Raw genomic sequence first — 15,737 nt, forward strand, 5'->3', positions numbered from 1 at the left:
TAACGCTTAGCTTTTCAGGCGTTTGTCGCGGGCAGCCAGCAATTTCAGGCGCAGCGCGTTCAACTGGATGAACCCGGCGGCGTCTTTTTGATCATAGGCTCCGGCATCATCTTCGAATGTTACATGCGCTTCGGAATACAGCGAATGATCCGACCAGCGGCCAACAGTGCGCGCGTGGCCTTTGTACAGCTTCAGGCGCACAGTACCGGTCACATGGGTTTGCGACGCGTCGATCGCGGCCTGCAACATGGTGCGTTCGGGGCTGAACCAGAAACCATTATAAATCAGTTCGGCATAGCGCGGCATCAGTTCGTCTTTCAGGTGCATCGCGCCACGGTCCAGCGTGATCGATTCGATCCCGCGGTGAGCTTCCAGCAGCAATGTGCCGCCGGGGGTTTCATAGATGCCGCGTGATTTCATCCCGACAAAACGACCTTCGACCAGATCAAGACGGCCACAGCCATGCTTGCCGCCCAATTCGTTCAGCTTGGTTAGGATCGTGGCGGGCGACATTGCTTCGCCGTTGATGCTGACGGCATCGCCGCGCTCGAACCCGATTTCGACATATTCGGGCGTGTCAGGCGCATCTTCGGGCGCAACAGTGCGCTGATAGACATATTCTGGCGCATCAATTGCGGGGTCTTCCAGCACTTTGCCTTCGGAGGAGGTGTGCAGCAGGTTCGCATCAACGCTAAACGGTGCTTCGCCACGTTTGTCTTTGGCGACAGGAATCTGGTTCTTTTCGGCGAATTCAAGCAGCTTGGTGCGGCTGGTCAGATCCCATTCACGCCAAGGCGCGATTACTTTGATATCGGGGTTCAGCGCATAGGCGGCCAGTTCGAAACGAACCTGATCGTTGCCCTTGCCGGTGGCACCGTGAGCGACAGCATCGGCACCGGTTTCGGCAGCGATTTCAACCAGACGTTTGGAAATCAGCGGGCGCGCGATGGAGGTGCCAAGCAGGTACAACCCTTCGTACAACGCGTTGGCGCGGAACATCGGAAATACGAAATCGCGCACGAATTCTTCGCGGACATCTTCGATATAAATCTCGGATGCGCCCATCATTTCGGCTTTGGCGCGGGCGGGCTCAAGCTCCTCGCCCTGACCCAGATCGGCGGTGAATGTGACCACTTCACAACCGTATTCGGTCTGTAGCCATTTCAGGATGATCGACGTATCTAGCCCACCGGAATAGGCGAGCACAACTTTTTTGGGCGCTGACATGTTATTTCCTTTGCGGTTTGCATCGCGAGGTATCGGGTTTTAAAGGCGTGAGCAAGATTGAAGGCTGCGTTGACCGCACGCATTGGGGGTCGTATCGACAGTTATTCAACGCAAAGGCCGATGAAATGACTGATACGTTCAAAACCGCAGCGCAAAAAGCAACCCAAGCCATGCGTGACGTGTTCCCGCAGACACCGCTGATGCGCAACGAACATCTGTCGGAAAAATATGGCGCTGACATCTGGCTCAAGCGCGAAGACCTGAGCCCGGTAAGGTCGTACAAGCTGCGCGGTGCGTTTAACGCCATGCGCAAGGTGATCCCTGAACAAAAGCTGTTTGTCTGTGCAAGTGCGGGCAATCACGCGCAGGGTGTCGCGTTTATGTGCAGCCATTTCGGGGTGAAGGGTGTGATTTTCATGCCGGTCACGACGCCACAGCAAAAAATCCAGAAAACCAAGATGTTTGGCGGTGCCCAGATCGAAGTGCGGCTGGTTGGCGACTATTTTGATAAAACGCTAGCTGCGGCGCAAGAATTTTGCGTAGCTGAAGGCGCGCATTTCTTGTCGCCGTTTGACGACGATGATGTGATCGAAGGGCAGGCGTCTGTCGCGGTCGAAATTGAAGAGCAGTTGGGCCGCATTCCTGATCATATTATTCTGCCGGTTGGCGGTGGCGGGCTTTCCTCGGGTATCTACAGCTATTTCGGGAAATCCTGCGAATACACGTTTGTCGAACCGAAAGGCGCGCCAAGTCTGGCCCGCGCTTTGGCCGAAGGCAGGCCTGTTGATATTTCGCCGATCAATAGTTTTGTGGACGGTGCCGCGGTGGCCAAAATCGGACAGCGGAATTTTGACCGGCTCAAGGGGGTTGATCCGAAAGACGTGATAAACTTGGCCGAGGACCGGATTTGCGTAACGATCATCGAAATGCTGAATGTTGAAGGCATCGTTCTGGAGCCCGCCGGTGCCCTGTCGATCGAGGCGCTGGGCGATGTTGCGGATCAGATAAAGGGCAAGACCGTTGTGTGCGTCGCGTCAGGCGGCAATTTTGATTTCGAACGTTTGCCCGAGGTCAAAGAACGCGCCCAGCGCTATTCCGGTGTGAAAAAGTATTTCATTCTGCGCATGCCGCAGCGCCCCGGTGCGCTCAAGGAGTTTTTGAATCTTCTGGGGCCGGACGATGATATCTGCCGGTTCGAATACCTCAAGAAATCGGCCCGCAACTTTGGGTCGGTTCTGATCGGGATCGAAACGCGCAGCCCTGACAGCTTCGGGCCATTCCTGACGCAGCTAAAAGACGCCGGTTTTACCTATACCGACATCACAAATGATGAAACATTGGCGCAATTCGTGCTGTGATTTCAGCGGGTCAGGGCCATGGGTAGTGCCGACAGGAATTCCGCCTTCGATTCATAATAGGCTGATAATATTGTTGGGATATCGACCTGATCCGCGCGACCCGCCGCCGAATTTGCTTCGCCCTGCTGGCATTGTTCTGAAAATGTCGAAAACCCAAGGTTCAGGGCGCTGCCTTTAAGAAAGTGCAGATCATCACCCAGATTTTTCAGGTCGGGTGTCGTGCGCAGCCTTTCGAAAACGCTTTCTACCTCCTCGATAAAAATATCGATAATTTCAGCAAATTCTTCTTTTCCAACGTCATCACGCAAGGTGTTGATCTGTGCCCAGTCAATCATTGTGCAACCTCCATACATTCAATGGATAGACGACCAAGATTAACGGCGCGTGGGCCTGAGCCGTTTTTCTGTTCAATTTTTATGCTTCATGAGCTGTTAAATAACCGTGCAGTAGGGCGGTGTTTTCAGCTTGAGAGTTGCGCAAATAAATGCCCCAGAGCCAGCCAATCCCAGATTCAGCGCAACGTCTTGGCGTTATGCAGCTTGCCATGGTCGTGGATGATAGCAAATTGCAGCGCCGTATCCTTGGTGCGTCGCTGAAAAAATGGGGTTTCAAGGTGGTGGAAGCGGCATCAGGCCCCGAGGCCATCGAGAAATGCAAAGATCGCCTGCCTGATCTGGTCCTGAGCGATTGGGTTATGCCCGGTATGTCCGGTCTGGAATTCTGCCGTGAATTTCGCGCGTTGTCCGAAACGCAATATGGCTATTTTATTCTACTGACCTCAAAAAGTGAAAAGGCCGAAGTTGCCAAGGGGCTGGACAGTGGTGCCGACGATTTTCTAAGCAAACCGGTCGATGTTGACGAACTGCGCGCACGGATCGCGGCGGGCGAACGTATCTTGGAAATGCAGCGGCAGTTGACCGATAAAAACCTGATTATCACCCATACATTGGACGAACTTCAGCGCGTCTATGACCTGCTTGATAAGGATCTGATAGAAGCAAAGAAATTGCAGCAATCACTGGTTCGCGAACGCACCCGTGATTTTGATGGTGGAACGCTTTCGCTTTTGTTGCGGTCCAGCGGCCATGTTGGTGGGGATCTGGTGGGGTTCTTTCCGGTTAACGATACCAAACTGGGCCTGTTCGGGATCGATGTGTCCGGCCACGGCATCAGTTCCGCCCTGATGACAGCGCGGCTGGCAGGCTATCTGTCTGCTGCCGTGCCCGATCAAAACATCGCTTTGATCCTGCAAAGCAACGGAACCTATGCCATGCGTCCCCCGGACGAGGTCGTGTCCGAGCTGAACGAACTTGTGCTAAGCGAAATGGAGACAGAGCATTATTTCACGCTGCTTTTGGCCGAGGTTGATTTGACCACAGGGCATGTATCCATGTGTCAGGCCGGCCACCCCCATCCGGTTGTGCAGCGGCGTGGTGGCCAGATCGAACAGAACGGGCCGGGGGGGTTTCCTGTCGGGCTTATGGCGGGTGTCGAATATGGAAAATTCGAATTGAAATTGTTGCCGGGTGACCGGCTGCTGATTTTATCGGATGGGGTGACGGAATGCCCCAACCTCGATGGCGTAATGATTCAGGAGGAAGGCCTTGCCGATCTGCTTTATGAACTGCGCGACGTTACAGGGCCGCCCTTGCTTGAGGCGATGCTGTGGAAGCTGGCCGAATTCGCGGGTCAGGGGGATTTTCCGGATGATGTGTCGGGAATTCTGTTCGAATTCACCGGGCGCTAGCGTGATATTTCTCTAGAAATGACCGGTCCCCGTCATTGCCCAGCACAGTAAGCGCTTCTTCGGCAGACAGAACGATGGTGGTGTGATCGGGTTCGATCGGATCTTTGATCTGGCGGATGGGGTGCGCAACATAAATATGGCACAGCTTTTCAGCCCAAAGGTCATATTCAGGCATATAGACAAACCGCCTGAATGCACCCAAGCGGCGGGGGTACGCGATGGACCAGCCGATTTCCTCCATCACCTCGCGGTAAAGCGCCTGAAGGGGTGATTCGCCTTGATCAATACCGCCGCCGGGCAGTTGCACATCCACCTGCGGTGACAGTTGCGCTGTCATCAAGAACCGGTTTTTCAGGGGCAATATCGCGTAAGCACCGGGCCGCAAGGTATAGGTTTTCCCCGCCAATGGCGGCTCTCCGAATCTTCGCATGACGTGACACCCCTTTTCGTGTGGCTTGTTGCCCTTATATAGACGCGGTATGCCAATCGTCCGCCTGTAAGGAAAGCCTGATGAACCAAGGAACTAAAATCGCGTGGGACGACACCGTTCTTCCCTTTCAACTTGATGCGTCCGACATCCGGGGCCGCGTTGCCCGTCTGGATGGCGTCCTTGAAGGGATTTTGCGTCAGCACGATTACCCCGAAAAGGTCGAAGCCCTGGTCGCTGAGATGGCTTTGCTTGCCGCGTTGATTGGCCAAACGATCAAATTGAGGTGGAAATTGCAGTTGCAGGTCCAGTCAAATGGCCCCGTGCGCATGATCGCTGTTGATTATTATGGCCCCTCCGACGAAGGCGAACCGGCCCGCATCCGCGCCTATGCCAGCTTTGATGCGGATCGCATTACCGACGCGCCTGCCTTTGATCAGGTTGGCGAAGGGTATTTTGCCGTGATGATCGACCAAGGCAAAGGGATGACCCCGTATCAGGGGATCACACCACTGGCAGGTGGGTCGCTGTCTGCCTGTGCCGAAGCGTATTTTGCACAGTCCGAACAGTTGCCGACGCGGTTTCAGCTGAGTTTTGGCAAATCGTCGATGCCGACCGAGGCCGAGCATTGGCGCGCAGGTGGTGTGATGTTGCAGCATATGCCCAAAGCGTCCCCCTTTGCGGCCAAAGCCGAAGGAACCGGCGATATCCTGACGCCTGATGATCTGGTTGACGGAGAAGAAGGTGAAAACTGGCGGCGCGCCAATGTTTTGCTTGATACGGTTGACGAGCTTGAGCTGATCGGGCCGACCTTGCCGCCCACGGATTTGTTGTTGCGCCTGTTTCACGAGGAAACACCGCGCGTCTACGATACCCAACCGGTACGTTTCGGTTGTTCCTGCTCCGAAGACCGTGTGCGCCAAAGCCTGTCGATCTATTCTGCCAAGGACATCGAAAAGATGACCACGGAAGATGGCCGTGTGACCGCAGATTGCCAGTTCTGTAGCGCGCATTATGATCTTGACCCAAAGACGGTTGGATTTGAGGCCGAAGCCGCCCGTGGTGAATGATCAGATCAACCGTTTTCGGACGGCGCTGGCGCAATCGGGCGTCATGTCGTCCGATTTCGACCTGAACAAGGATGTCGTGCTGCCTGCGGATCGCGTCTTGCGGCCTGCGGGCGTCCTTGCCCCGATCATTGAAAAGAACGGCCGGCTTGAACTGATCCTGACCAAAAGGTCATCGTCGCTAAAGCACCATCCGGGGCAAATCGCGTTTCCGGGTGGCAAGCAGGACGATGGCGATGTCGATGTGATTGCCGCCGCCTTGCGTGAAGCGCGCGAAGAGATTGGGCTGCCGACTGAACTGGTCGAGGTTTTGGGCACGTTGCCTGCCCATGAAACAGTGACCAACTTTCACGTGACCCCTGTTATTGGCCTTGTTAGAGACGTTTTTGACTTTCTTCCCGAGCCCGGAGAGGTCGAAGAAGTGTTTACTGTGCCGCTAAGCCACGTGTTGAACGCCGATAATTATTTGATCCAATCGCGTCGTTGGCGTGGAAAACAGCGGCATTATTACGTTGTTCCCTACGGCCCCTATTACATTTGGGGTGCAACCGCGCGTATGCTGCGAGCATGGACAGAACGTATGACTTAACCCTTCCCGGCGACACCAGCTGGCTGGCCGATTCGGATGCGCAGGCGGTTTGCGAAGCTGTGGAAGCAGGCGGGCATCGCATTTACTTTGTTGGCGGCTGTGTGCGCAACGCGTTGTTGGGCGTGCCTGACAGCGATGTGGACATGTCGACCGATGCATTGCCTGAACGGGTGATGGCCTTGGCCGCGCGCGCTGGGCTAAAGGCCGTGCCAACGGGTGTCGAGCATGGAACGGTTACGGTCGTCTCGGGCGGTAAACCGTTCGAGGTGACAACCTTTCGTCGGGATGTTGAGACCGATGGTCGCCGCGCTGTTGTTGCGTTTTCGGACAATATTGATGACGACGCGCGCCGCCGCGATTTCACCATGAACGCGCTATATGCCGATGCGTCTGGTCGCATTATTGATCCGCTCGAGGGGATGGCAGACCTGCGTGCCCGCCGCGTGCGGTTCATCGAAGATGCGGATGCCCGCATTCGCGAGGATTACCTTAGAACGCTCCGGTATTTCCGGTTTTGTGCCTGGTACGCGGACCCAAATACCGGGTTTGATCTAGATGCCTTGTCGGCAATTGCGTCGAATACCGATGGGTTAGAGACACTTTCGGCAGAGCGGGTCGGTGCCGAGATGAAAAAGCTTTTGCTGGCACCGGACCCGGCACCATCCTTGGCAGTTATGCGCCAGACCGGGGTGTTGCCCACGGTATTGCCCGGATCGGATGACCGTTGGGTCGGCATGTTAGTGCATTTTGAACAGCTTGCAGGGCTGTCGATCAACTGGTTGTGGCGGCTTGCCGCACTTGGCGGGGATGATGTGGCAGAGCGGCTTAAGCTAAGCAAAGCCGACGCGCGAGAGTTGGAGCGCTTGAGGATTGCCGCGTATGAAGGGCCGGGCCTTGCAGAAATCGCCTATCGAAATGGTGAGGGGATTGCGCAGGGTGCGTTGCTGCTTCGGGCCTGTATGGCTGAAACTCCGCCCGATTTACCAATGTTAGAGACGATTCATCACGCAGCCCAAGCCGTCTTTCCTATCAAGGCAGGTGATCTGATGCCTGACTATTCAGGGCCCACGCTTGGCAAACGTCTAAAACAGCTAGAGACGGTATGGATCGCATCGGATTTTACCGCCGATCCTGCAACTTTATTGAATACACCGGATAATTGATCGCAACGGATGGCTTTTTGTCACCAACGGTCAATATTTCAAACCAAACCGTTGGAAAATGCCTGCCATGTTTCGTTTTTTTGAAAACCTCGTCGACCCCTATGTCGATTACCCCGAGCAGGACACACCGCCAACCGGGCTGTGGGCGTTTTTTCGCGACTATAGCCAGCCGTTCAAAAAGGTATTCATCCTGACTGGCATCATGTCGATTGTCGTCGCCGCGATCGAAATCGGGCTGATCTATTACATGGGGCGTCTGGTGGATCTGCTGGATGGGTCGCCGGCAGAGGTTTGGCAAACATACGGGACTGAATTCATCTTGGTCGGTTTGTTCATTCTGATCCTGCGGCCTGCGTTGCAAGCTTTGGATGTGTTGCTGCTGAACAACGCGATTATGCCCAACTATGGCACGTTGTTTCGCTGGCGCGCGCACCGGCAGGTGTTGCGGCAATCGGTCGGCTGGTTCGAGGATGACTTTGCCGGGCGCATTGCCAACAGGATCATGCAAACACCCCCCGCCGCCGGAGAGGTCGTGTTTCAGGTTTTTGACGCGATATCCTATTCCTTGGCTTATCTGATCGGGGCTGCGATCTTGCTGACAACGTCGGATTGGCAGTTGCTGGTTCCGCTGGTGATTTGGTTTACGCTTTATGCGCTGCTGACCCGTTGGACGGTCAAGCGTGTCGGCGTCGCGTCCAAAGCGGCGTCAGATGCCCGGTCCGAGGTCACGGGGCGGGTCGTTGACAGCTATACCAACATCCATTCGGTCAAGATGTTCGCGCATCATGACCGCGAGGTGAATTATGCCAAGTCAGCGATCGAAAATGCCCGCAAAACCTTTCAAAAGGAAATGCGCATTTTCACGGTGATGGACGTGAGTCTGGTCACTTTGAACGGGTTTTTGATCGTTGGTGTCGTGGGCTGGGCGTTCTTTTTGTGGTCTAACGGGCACGCCACGGTTGGTGCCGTGACAGCCGCCGCTGCGCTGACCTTGCGGCTGAACTCCATGACCGCCTGGATCATGTGGGCGCTATCGACGTTCTTTCAGCAGCTTGGCGTCGTCGCCGAAGGGATGGAGACGATTGCCCAGCCGATAACCCTTGTGGATGATGCGGGTGCGTCGGCGCTTGATCTGACCAAGGGGCGGGTCGAGATGATCGGTTTGTCCCATCACTATGGCCGCGGGTCGGGGGGATTGGACAAGGTTGATCTGGTCGTGAAACCCGGTGAAAAGATCGGGTTGATCGGGCGGTCGGGTGCCGGAAAATCGACCCTGGTAAAGCTGCTTTTGCGGTTTTACGATCCCGAAACCGGTCAGATTTTGATCGACGGTCAGGACATCACCAAGGTCGGTCAGGACAGCCTGCGCCAGAACATCGGCATGGTGCAGCAAGACAGCGCGCTGTTGCACCGCACCATCCGCGAAAACATTCTATACGGCAGGCCAACCGCCACGAATGACGAGGTGGTCGCCGCCGCCAAGCAAGCCCAAGCGCATGATTTCATCACCGATCTGGCAGATGCCGACGGACGGTCGGGCTATGACGCGCAAGTCGGTGAACGGGGGGTCAAGCTGTCGGGTGGGCAGCGGCAGCGCATCGCCTTGGCGCGTGTCATTCTGAAAAACGCCTCGATCCTGCTGCTGGACGAAGCAACGAGCGCGCTGGACAGCGAGGTTGAAGCCGCCATTCAGGAAACGCTGTACGGGATGATGGAAGGCAAGACCGTCATCGCCATCGCGCACCGTCTGTCTACGATTGCTGAAATGGACCGCATTCTGGTGATGGATGCAGGGCGCATCGTCGAAGAAGGCACCCATGACATGCTTTTGGCGAATGGCGGGCTATATGCTGATTTCTGGGGCCGGCAATCCGGCGGGTTCCTCAAGACGGAAGATTTGTGAAGATGAAGATTGCCAATTGGATTGACCCCTTTGCTCCCGCAGATGGCGACCCGCCGCAGCGTTTACTGCCGTTCTTTGGCTGGACGCTCAAAGGGTGCGGCTATGCGTTGGCTTTGGCGGCCGTGCTTTCCATCGCGGCAGGTGTGGTCGAAGTCTTGGCGGCGCTGGTGTTGGGCTGGGTGGTGGACGCCGCATTGTCATCGACGCCAAGCGCGGTTTTCAGCGATCAGACGGGTTTGATGATCGGCTGTCTGGGGTTCTTTTTGGTCCTGCGGCCGCTGATTTTCGGCGTTAGTTCTTATATGCAGTCCATTGTCGTGGGGCCGAATGTGTTCAACATCGCCCTGTCGCGGCTGCACCGCTATACCTTGGGGCAGGCGGTTACGTTTTTCGACAATGATTTTGCGGGCCGGATTTCGCAAAAGGAAATGCAGACCAGCCGCGCCCTGACCGATGTGGTGATCGAAATGATCCACACAGTGTTGTTCGCGGCGGCGTCTTTTGTCGGGGCTGTGATGCTGCTGGGAACGGTGGATTGGCGGATTGCGGCAGGGCTGGTGTTGTGGATGGTCGGATATGTCTTTTTGATCCGTCATTTCATGCCCCGCGTCCGCAAGTTTTCGCAGGCGCGTGCCGGTGCGCGGGCGATGGTGACTGGGCAGGTGGTTGATACCATCACCAATATCAAAACCGTGAAACTATTCGCCCATGCCGATTTCGAAGACCGTGCCGCCCTTGGCGCGATGAACAAGTTTTTGGACACAAGCCTTGATTTTGGCCGTGTTAGTGTCTCTTTTCGGTTTTGGCTGATGACGATTGCGGGGCTTTTGCCGGTGCTGCTGGTTGGCGGTGCGCTTTGGTATTGGTCGCTGGGTTTGGTGACGGCGGGCGATATCGCGGCAACGGGTGCGGTGTCTTTGCGCTTGGCGCAGATGACAGGCTGGGTCAGCTTTACGCTGATGGGGCTTTACGCAAACATGGGCGAAGTCGAAGACGGCATGCGCACATTGACGCCGCGCCAGCAGTTGCGTGATGTCTCTGGTGCGCAGGATCTGGTTGTGGACCGCGGTGCAATCACGCTGGACGATATCCGCTTTACCTATGGCCGCGAGGCCGGAGGCGTCGAACATCTGGCGCTGGATATCAAACCGGGTGAAAAGCTGGGCATCGTCGGGGCGTCAGGGGCGGGCAAGTCCAGCCTCGTTTCGCTCCTGCTTCGGCTCTATACCTTGGAGGAAGGGCGCATTCTGATCGACGGTCAGGATATCGCCAACGTCACGCAGGAAAGCCTGCGGCGTCAGATCGGGATGGTCACGCAGGAAACCGCGATGTTCAACCGGTCGGCCTTTGACAACATCCGCTATGGCAAACCCGACGCGACCGAGGAAGAAGTGATTGCCGCCGCCACCAAGGCCGAGGCGCATGAGTTTATCAAGAACATGCAAGACCACACAGGGCGCAAAGGCTATGCTGCGCATCTGGGCGAACGGGGTGTAAAACTGTCCGGCGGACAACGCCAGCGCATCGCCTTGGCCCGTGCGATCTTGAAAGACGCCCCGATCCTGATTTTGGACGAAGCAACAAGCGCGCTGGACAGCGAGGTCGAAGCCGCCATTCAAACCGCGCTGACCCGGGTGATGGAAGGCAAAACCGTTGTTGCCATCGCGCACCGTCTGTCGACCCTGACCGAGATGGACAGGATCGCCGTTATGGACGCTGGCCGGATCGTTGAAATCGGAACCCATGATGCGCTGCTGGCGCAAAACGGGTTGTATGCGCGCTATTGGCAACGCCAGTCCGGCGGGTTTCTTGATATCAAGGCCGCTGAATAGGGGCTTTTGCTGGCGCTCCCTTCGCGCTATGCGCGGTGTATGACAGAATATGTAATTCAGCGACTTGGTCACCTGGGCGACGGCATTGCCGCTGGCCCGCTTTTTGCCCCCATGACTTTGCCGGGAGAGGTCGTCACAGGCACGCCCGACGGGCAGACCCTGACCGACATCCGCATCGTTAAGCCTTCGGAAGACCGCGTTGCGGCCCCGTGCAGGCATTTCAAAGCCTGCGGCGGTTGCCAGTTGCAGCACGCCTCGGACAGTTTCGTGGCGGATTTCAAGATGGGTGTCGTCAAGGCATCGCTTGATGCACACGGGATCGAGACGGTTTTCAAGCCGATCCAGACCTCGCCACCGCAATCACGTCGCCGCGCGACCTTTGCCGCCAAGCGCACCAAAAAGGGCGCGATGGCCGGGTTCCATGGGCGCGGATCAGACGTGGTGATCGAAATACCGGGTTGCCAGTTGCTGGACCCTGCGGTGATGGCCGCGATCCCGATCGCGGAACAACTGGCCGTTGTTGGCACCAGCCGCAAGGCTGCCTTGGCCGTCACCGTGACGACCTCGCGGGCGGGGCTGGATATTTCGGTTCAGAACGGCAAGCCGCTGGATGGGCCGTTGCGTCAGGAGCTAGCGCATCTGTGTGATAAGCTGGGCCTTGCCCGTCTGACGTGGGATGGCGACGTGATCGCCATGCGGACGCCGCCGGTTCAACGCTTTGGCGTGGCCAAGGTAACCCCGCCCCCCGGTTCGTTTTTGCAAGCGACCCCGCAAGGCGAGGCATCTTTGGTGACTGCCGTGCGTGACGCGGTCGGGTCTGCCCGTCAAGTGATCGACCTGTTCGCCGGTTGTGGCACGTTCAGCCTGCCGCTGGCCGAAAACGCCGAAGTACACGCCGTTGAAGGGGACGCTGGCATGACAGCGGCGCTGGATCACGGCTGGCGCATGGCAAAGGGGCTAAAGCCCGTTACGTTTGAGACACGCGATCTGTTCCGCCGTCCGTTGTTACCGGATGAACTGGCCAAAACCGATGCGGTCGTCCTGGACCCGCCCCGCGCCGGAGCCGAAGCGCAGGTGGCCGAGATCGTCAAAGCAATGCCGCCTGTCGTGGCCTATGTGTCATGCAACCCTGTGACTTTTTCGCGGGATGCTGCCGTTTTGATCGCTGCGGGATATACGCTTAATTGGGTTCAGGTTGTTGACCAATTCCGCTGGTCTTCCCATGTGGAGCTTGCGGCGCAGTTCACTGCCCCCGAGGTCAAACGCAAACACAGATAGGCAGCACATCCATGGGCGAACGTCTTAATGCCTGGGTCGAATCCCCGGCAGTCGGCAATTTCATTATTGGTGTGATTGTTTTCAATGCGGCATTGCTTGGGATGGAAACCTCGCGAAGCCTGATGGAATCTTTTGGCCCGACGATCCTGTTTCTTGATTCCGTCTGCCTTGCGATTTTCATCATTGAAATCACGCTCAAGATCATCGGGCGGGGCACCGGTTTTTTCAAAAACGGCTGGAATCTGTTCGACTTTGCAGTTGTGGCGATTGCTTTGGTGCCGGCGGTGCAAGGGCTGTCGGTTCTGCGGGCGCTTCGGATTTTGCGTGTCTTGCGGGTGATTTCGGTCGCCCCGCGTTTGCGCCGCGTCGTCGAAGGGTTCATCACCGCATTGCCGGGCATGGGGTCGGTGTTCTTACTGATGACGATCATTTTCTACATCGGGTCTGTGATCGCGACCAAGCTGTTTGGCAGTGCGTTCCCTGAATGGTTCGGGTCGCTGCCTGCCAGCGCATATTCGCTGTTCCAGATCATGACATTGGAAAGCTGGTCCATGGGAATCGTCCGCCCCGTAATGGAGGTTTACCCCTATGCGTGGGTGTTTTTCGTGCCGTTCATTCTGATGACAACCTTTGCCGTGGTGAACCTGTTGGTCGGTTTGATCGTCAATTCGATGCAAGACGCGCATCAGGCAGACGAGGTGCAGCGCACGGATGTTTACCGCGAAGAAGTCATGCGCAAGCTCGATTTGATCGAACGACAGTTGGCTGGAAAACAGCAACAGTAACGGCTTTTTGACCTCGAAAATTTTTGCTACATGCTAGGCGAAGCTGATAAAGGTCGAAAAGGCCGTGGCGAAACGAGGCATGTAAATGAAACGCAGAAATTTGATCTTGGGGGGTACCGCATTGGTGGCCCTTGGTGCGTGTGGCGGTGACAGCAAATTCAAGCGGTATAGTGGCCCCGAGGTCACCTATGTGATCGTCAACAAGGCGGACCGCCGGATGTACTTGATGCACAAGGACAAGGTGCTTGAGTCCTATGACTTCAAGTTGGGCTTTGCGCCTGTCGGGCATAAGCTGCACGAGGGCGATGGTAAAACACCCGAGGGTTTGTATCTGATTGACCGTCGCAATCCGAACAGCAAGTTCCACTTGTCGCTTGGAATATCGTACCCCAACGAAGAAGACCGCGCGCGCGCTGCAGCGTTGAATAAAAAGCCCGGTGGCGATATCTTTATTCACGGGCAGAAAAGGCCCGGTGAAAAGAACCGTCACGATTGGACGTGGGGCTGCATTTCAGTCACTAACAAAGAGATCGAGGATATTTATGCGATGGTGGGAGATGGCACGCCTATCGCGTTGAACCCCTAGCGTATCCTTCGGGGAATTGGCGAAAAGTAACCCGCCGGGTTACTTGCCAATGACCAAGGTCCACCAGATTTTGCCATTGCTTTCCTGGTGCCACGAAAAGCCCATGTTCACGGCATCGGATGCCATGATGATGCGGCGGGTATCGGGCTGTTCCATCCAGGCAGCGAGGGTTTCCATCTCGGTTTCGTAGGTTTCCGAGATAACTTCGCCAACCAACGCGCCTGTGTATCCAACGCGCTGGATGCGATCCACTGGGGATGATCCGTCAGAGCCAAAGTGCCAAGGGCGGTTCTGGTTCGCCATATCGCGGGAATGTGTCGCGGCGGCAGCGTTCAGTTTGGCATCAAGCTGAAGCTGGGACAGGCCGGATGCGTTGCGCAATGCGTTGACCGAATCAAGCATACGGAACTGGAGTTTTCCGGAATCGCTGCGGCCGATGCGGTATACTTTTGGCAGCGCTTTGCCATCGGTGCCCATTGTGGTTGGTGCAGGCGTACAGGCGGCCAACGCCACGGACAGGGCAATCAGGATGGAAAATAGACGGATCATGGCGCAGCTCCACTCAATTTGGTTTTTGATCCCTTACCCTGACCAGCGTTGCAGATCAAACGCACATCAGCGTGAGTGCGCCTGTTAACGTCGGTTTGATTTGATACTGCGACTTTCGGGTCATATATGAGTAACAATATCGGGCTTTTCTCATTTCCAGGAGACATCCAATGTCTGACCACAAATTCAATCTGTCGTCGCGCCGTGCATTTTTGGCCGGCAGTGCTGCAATGTTGGCCAGCCCCGCGCTGGCGCAAAGCAGCGTAAACGGTACCGAAACCACAGAAACCGAGAGAGACGTCACTGAGACCGTGCGTCGCAACATCTCGAGCTTTCGGACTTTGGATTGGCGGCCGTATTTTAGCAATACCAACAAAGGTGCTGTGCTGGTCGATATTGACAGCCGCGCCGTTCACTTCTGGTCCGACGACCAGTCGGTCTATAAGCTCTACCCTTCCAGCGTTCCGCTGACAGCCGAGCTGACCCGCCGTGGCCGTACGAGTGTCATTCAAAAGGTGGTTGGTCCGACATGGCGCCCGACACCATCCATGCTGGAGCGCAACCCTGAGTGGCCGGCCGTGATCGAAGCGGGCCCTGATAACCCCTTGGGTACGCACGCTTTGTACCTCGGCTGGACATATTATCGTATCCACGGCACCCACGATACGCGCAAAATTGGCCGTCGGTCGTCAAACGGCTGCATCGGGCTTTATAACGAGCACATCGCCGAGCTTTTCGAACTGACGAACGTCGGTACCCAAGTGTTGCTTATTTGACGATATTTCGGTGATTGTGGGGCTGAAACGCTGAATCCGGGTTTGCAATTACCCGGATATGCTGTTTAGAAAGTTTCACGAGGTAAGTCTTGGGCGCGTGCTATCACCTTGTGAGGCACGCCTTTTCTGGAGGTTATGATATGAAGAAACTCGTTCTCGCCGCTGCACTGACAGCTGCTGCATCGAATGCATTTGCTGGCTCGCTGGCAGATCCAATCATCGAAGCACCCGTAATCGTTGAAGAGTCCACCTCTTCTTCTTCGGGCATTTTGATTCCTTTGCTGCTGCTCGTTGTTGTTGCTGCTGCTGTTGCTGACTAATTCAGTCACGTGACACGAATAAAAGGCGGTGTTCTGCACCGCCTTTTTTTATGTCTTTTTTCCAAAGAAAAGACCCAAAGCTATGCCCGCCTGAATGCGTAAGCGGGCAAAAGCTTGAGGATCAGGCAAA

16 protein-coding genes are annotated in these 15,737 nt (G+C 56.1%); 12 read left to right on the plus strand and 4 right to left on the minus strand.

The annotated features are described in order from the left end of the window. Positions 1-6: 6 nt before the first annotated feature. Complete coding sequence (locus tag ACSQ13_RS16735; protein ID WP_176250297.1) at positions 7-1,227, minus strand: argininosuccinate synthase; 1,221 nt, start codon at positions 1,225-1,227, stop codon at positions 7-9. Between the two features lie 125 nt (positions 1,228-1,352). Between ACSQ13_RS16735 and ilvA the strand changes: the two genes are divergently transcribed. After that, the gene (ilvA, locus tag ACSQ13_RS16740) at positions 1,353-2,585 is read left to right on the plus strand and encodes a threonine ammonia-lyase IlvA (protein ID WP_176250296.1); all 1,233 of its coding nucleotides are present in this window, start codon (positions 1,353-1,355) and stop codon (positions 2,583-2,585) included. A 2-nt stretch (positions 2,586-2,587) separates the two neighbouring features. On the opposite strand, the gene ACSQ13_RS16745 is transcribed toward ilvA, so the two are convergent. Then, entirely contained in the window at positions 2,588-2,920 is a 333-nt protein-coding gene (locus tag ACSQ13_RS16745; protein WP_176250295.1) for an Hpt domain-containing protein, read from the minus strand. A gap of 209 nt (positions 2,921-3,129) precedes the next feature. On the opposite strand from ACSQ13_RS16745, the gene ACSQ13_RS16750 reads away from it, so the two are divergent. Continuing rightward, positions 3,130-4,332: a fused response regulator/phosphatase gene (locus ACSQ13_RS16750; RefSeq protein WP_255200192.1), complete on the plus strand. Its 1,203-nt coding sequence runs from the start codon at positions 3,130-3,132 to the stop codon at positions 4,330-4,332. Here ACSQ13_RS16750 and ACSQ13_RS16755 read toward each other — a convergent pair. After that, positions 4,319-4,762 carry an NUDIX domain-containing protein gene (locus ACSQ13_RS16755; RefSeq protein ID WP_176250293.1) on the minus strand — a complete coding sequence of 148 codons (444 nt, stop codon included), beginning with the start codon at positions 4,760-4,762 and terminating at the stop codon, positions 4,319-4,321. The two genes, ACSQ13_RS16750 and ACSQ13_RS16755, sit on opposite strands and share 14 nt — an antisense overlap. A gap of 80 nt (positions 4,763-4,842) precedes the next feature. On the opposite strand from ACSQ13_RS16755, the gene ACSQ13_RS16760 reads away from it, so the two are divergent. From ACSQ13_RS16760 to ACSQ13_RS16795, 8 genes are all read left to right on the plus strand, one after another. After that, positions 4,843-5,829: an Hsp33 family molecular chaperone HslO gene (locus tag ACSQ13_RS16760; RefSeq protein WP_176250292.1), complete on the plus strand. Its 987-nt coding sequence runs from the start codon at positions 4,843-4,845 to the stop codon at positions 5,827-5,829. A gap of 43 nt (positions 5,830-5,872) precedes the next feature. Further along, positions 5,873-6,415, plus strand: a complete 543-nt coding sequence (locus ACSQ13_RS16765) for a CoA pyrophosphatase (RefSeq protein WP_255200204.1) — start codon at positions 5,873-5,875, stop codon at positions 6,413-6,415. Beyond that, positions 6,394-7,578, plus strand: a complete 1,185-nt coding sequence (locus ACSQ13_RS16770; RefSeq protein WP_295510959.1) for a CCA tRNA nucleotidyltransferase — start codon at positions 6,394-6,396, stop codon at positions 7,576-7,578. Before ACSQ13_RS16765 ends, ACSQ13_RS16770 begins: the two co-directional genes overlap by 22 nt. 67 nt (positions 7,579-7,645) lie before the next feature. Further along, positions 7,646-9,481: an ABC transporter ATP-binding protein gene (locus ACSQ13_RS16775; protein ID WP_295510961.1), complete on the plus strand. Its 1,836-nt coding sequence runs from the start codon at positions 7,646-7,648 to the stop codon at positions 9,479-9,481. A 2-nt stretch (positions 9,482-9,483) separates the two neighbouring features. Beyond that, a complete protein-coding gene (locus ACSQ13_RS16780) occupies positions 9,484-11,313 on the plus strand; it encodes an ABC transporter ATP-binding protein (protein WP_295510964.1) in 1,830 nt (609 codons plus the stop codon). Between the two features lie 39 nt (positions 11,314-11,352). Further along, complete coding sequence (locus tag ACSQ13_RS16785) at positions 11,353-12,591, plus strand: class I SAM-dependent RNA methyltransferase (RefSeq protein WP_295510966.1); 1,239 nt, start codon at positions 11,353-11,355, stop codon at positions 12,589-12,591. 11 nt (positions 12,592-12,602) lie between these two features. Then, entirely contained in the window at positions 12,603-13,376 is a 774-nt protein-coding gene (locus ACSQ13_RS16790; protein WP_176250286.1) for an ion transporter, read from the plus strand. Between the two features lie 85 nt (positions 13,377-13,461). After that, complete coding sequence (locus ACSQ13_RS16795; RefSeq protein WP_176250285.1) at positions 13,462-13,962, plus strand: L,D-transpeptidase family protein; 501 nt, start codon at positions 13,462-13,464, stop codon at positions 13,960-13,962. A 39-nt stretch (positions 13,963-14,001) separates the two neighbouring features. Here the strand turns inward: ACSQ13_RS16795 and ACSQ13_RS16800 are convergent, their stop codons facing one another. Then, complete coding sequence (locus tag ACSQ13_RS16800) at positions 14,002-14,511, minus strand: CAP domain-containing protein (RefSeq protein WP_295510969.1); 510 nt, start codon at positions 14,509-14,511, stop codon at positions 14,002-14,004. A gap of 170 nt (positions 14,512-14,681) precedes the next feature. Here ACSQ13_RS16800 and ACSQ13_RS16805 point away from each other — a divergent pair, with 170 nt between their 5' ends. Together ACSQ13_RS16805 and ACSQ13_RS16810 are read left to right on the plus strand one after the other, a co-directional pair. Further along, positions 14,682-15,287, plus strand: a complete 606-nt coding sequence (locus ACSQ13_RS16805) for a L,D-transpeptidase (RefSeq protein ID WP_176250283.1) — start codon at positions 14,682-14,684, stop codon at positions 15,285-15,287. Positions 15,288-15,427: 140 nt separating this feature from the next. Beyond that, the gene (locus tag ACSQ13_RS16810; RefSeq protein ID WP_176250282.1) at positions 15,428-15,607 is read left to right on the plus strand and encodes a hypothetical protein; all 180 of its coding nucleotides are present in this window, start codon (positions 15,428-15,430) and stop codon (positions 15,605-15,607) included. Positions 15,608-15,737 lie beyond the last annotated feature (130 nt).

This window comes from Sulfitobacter sp. SH22 (assembly GCF_965641905.1).
In the GTDB taxonomy this organism is placed as follows: domain Bacteria; phylum Pseudomonadota; class Alphaproteobacteria; order Rhodobacterales; family Rhodobacteraceae; genus Sulfitobacter.

Coding starts and splice junctions, on each gene's coding strand:
- ACSQ13_RS16810 (WP_176250282.1), top strand. CDS start 15,428: ATGAAGAAACTCGTTCTCGCCGCTGCACTGACAGCTGCTGCATCGAAT.
- ACSQ13_RS16745 (WP_176250295.1), bottom strand. CDS start 2,920: ATGATTGACTGGGCACAGATCAACACCTTGCGTGATGACGTTGGAAAA.
- ACSQ13_RS16750 (WP_255200192.1), top strand. CDS start 3,130: ATGGTCGTGGATGATAGCAAATTGCAGCGCCGTATCCTTGGTGCGTCG.
- ACSQ13_RS16755 (WP_176250293.1), bottom strand. CDS start 4,762: ATGCGAAGATTCGGAGAGCCGCCATTGGCGGGGAAAACCTATACCTTG.
- ACSQ13_RS16800 (WP_295510969.1), bottom strand. CDS start 14,511: ATGATCCGTCTATTTTCCATCCTGATTGCCCTGTCCGTGGCGTTGGCC.
- ilvA (WP_176250296.1), top strand. CDS start 1,353: ATGACTGATACGTTCAAAACCGCAGCGCAAAAAGCAACCCAAGCCATG.
- ACSQ13_RS16790 (WP_176250286.1), top strand. CDS start 12,603: ATGGGCGAACGTCTTAATGCCTGGGTCGAATCCCCGGCAGTCGGCAAT.
- ACSQ13_RS16805 (WP_176250283.1), top strand. CDS start 14,682: ATGTCTGACCACAAATTCAATCTGTCGTCGCGCCGTGCATTTTTGGCC.
- ACSQ13_RS16795 (WP_176250285.1), top strand. CDS start 13,462: ATGAAACGCAGAAATTTGATCTTGGGGGGTACCGCATTGGTGGCCCTT.
- ACSQ13_RS16770 (WP_295510959.1), top strand. CDS start 6,394: ATGGACAGAACGTATGACTTAACCCTTCCCGGCGACACCAGCTGGCTG.
- ACSQ13_RS16785 (WP_295510966.1), top strand. CDS start 11,353: ATGACAGAATATGTAATTCAGCGACTTGGTCACCTGGGCGACGGCATT.
- ACSQ13_RS16760 (WP_176250292.1), top strand. CDS start 4,843: ATGAACCAAGGAACTAAAATCGCGTGGGACGACACCGTTCTTCCCTTT.
- ACSQ13_RS16780 (WP_295510964.1), top strand. CDS start 9,484: ATGAAGATTGCCAATTGGATTGACCCCTTTGCTCCCGCAGATGGCGAC.
- ACSQ13_RS16765 (WP_255200204.1), top strand. CDS start 5,873: ATGTCGTCCGATTTCGACCTGAACAAGGATGTCGTGCTGCCTGCGGAT.
- ACSQ13_RS16735 (WP_176250297.1), bottom strand. CDS start 1,227: ATGTCAGCGCCCAAAAAAGTTGTGCTCGCCTATTCCGGTGGGCTAGAT.
- ACSQ13_RS16775 (WP_295510961.1), top strand. CDS start 7,646: ATGTTTCGTTTTTTTGAAAACCTCGTCGACCCCTATGTCGATTACCCC.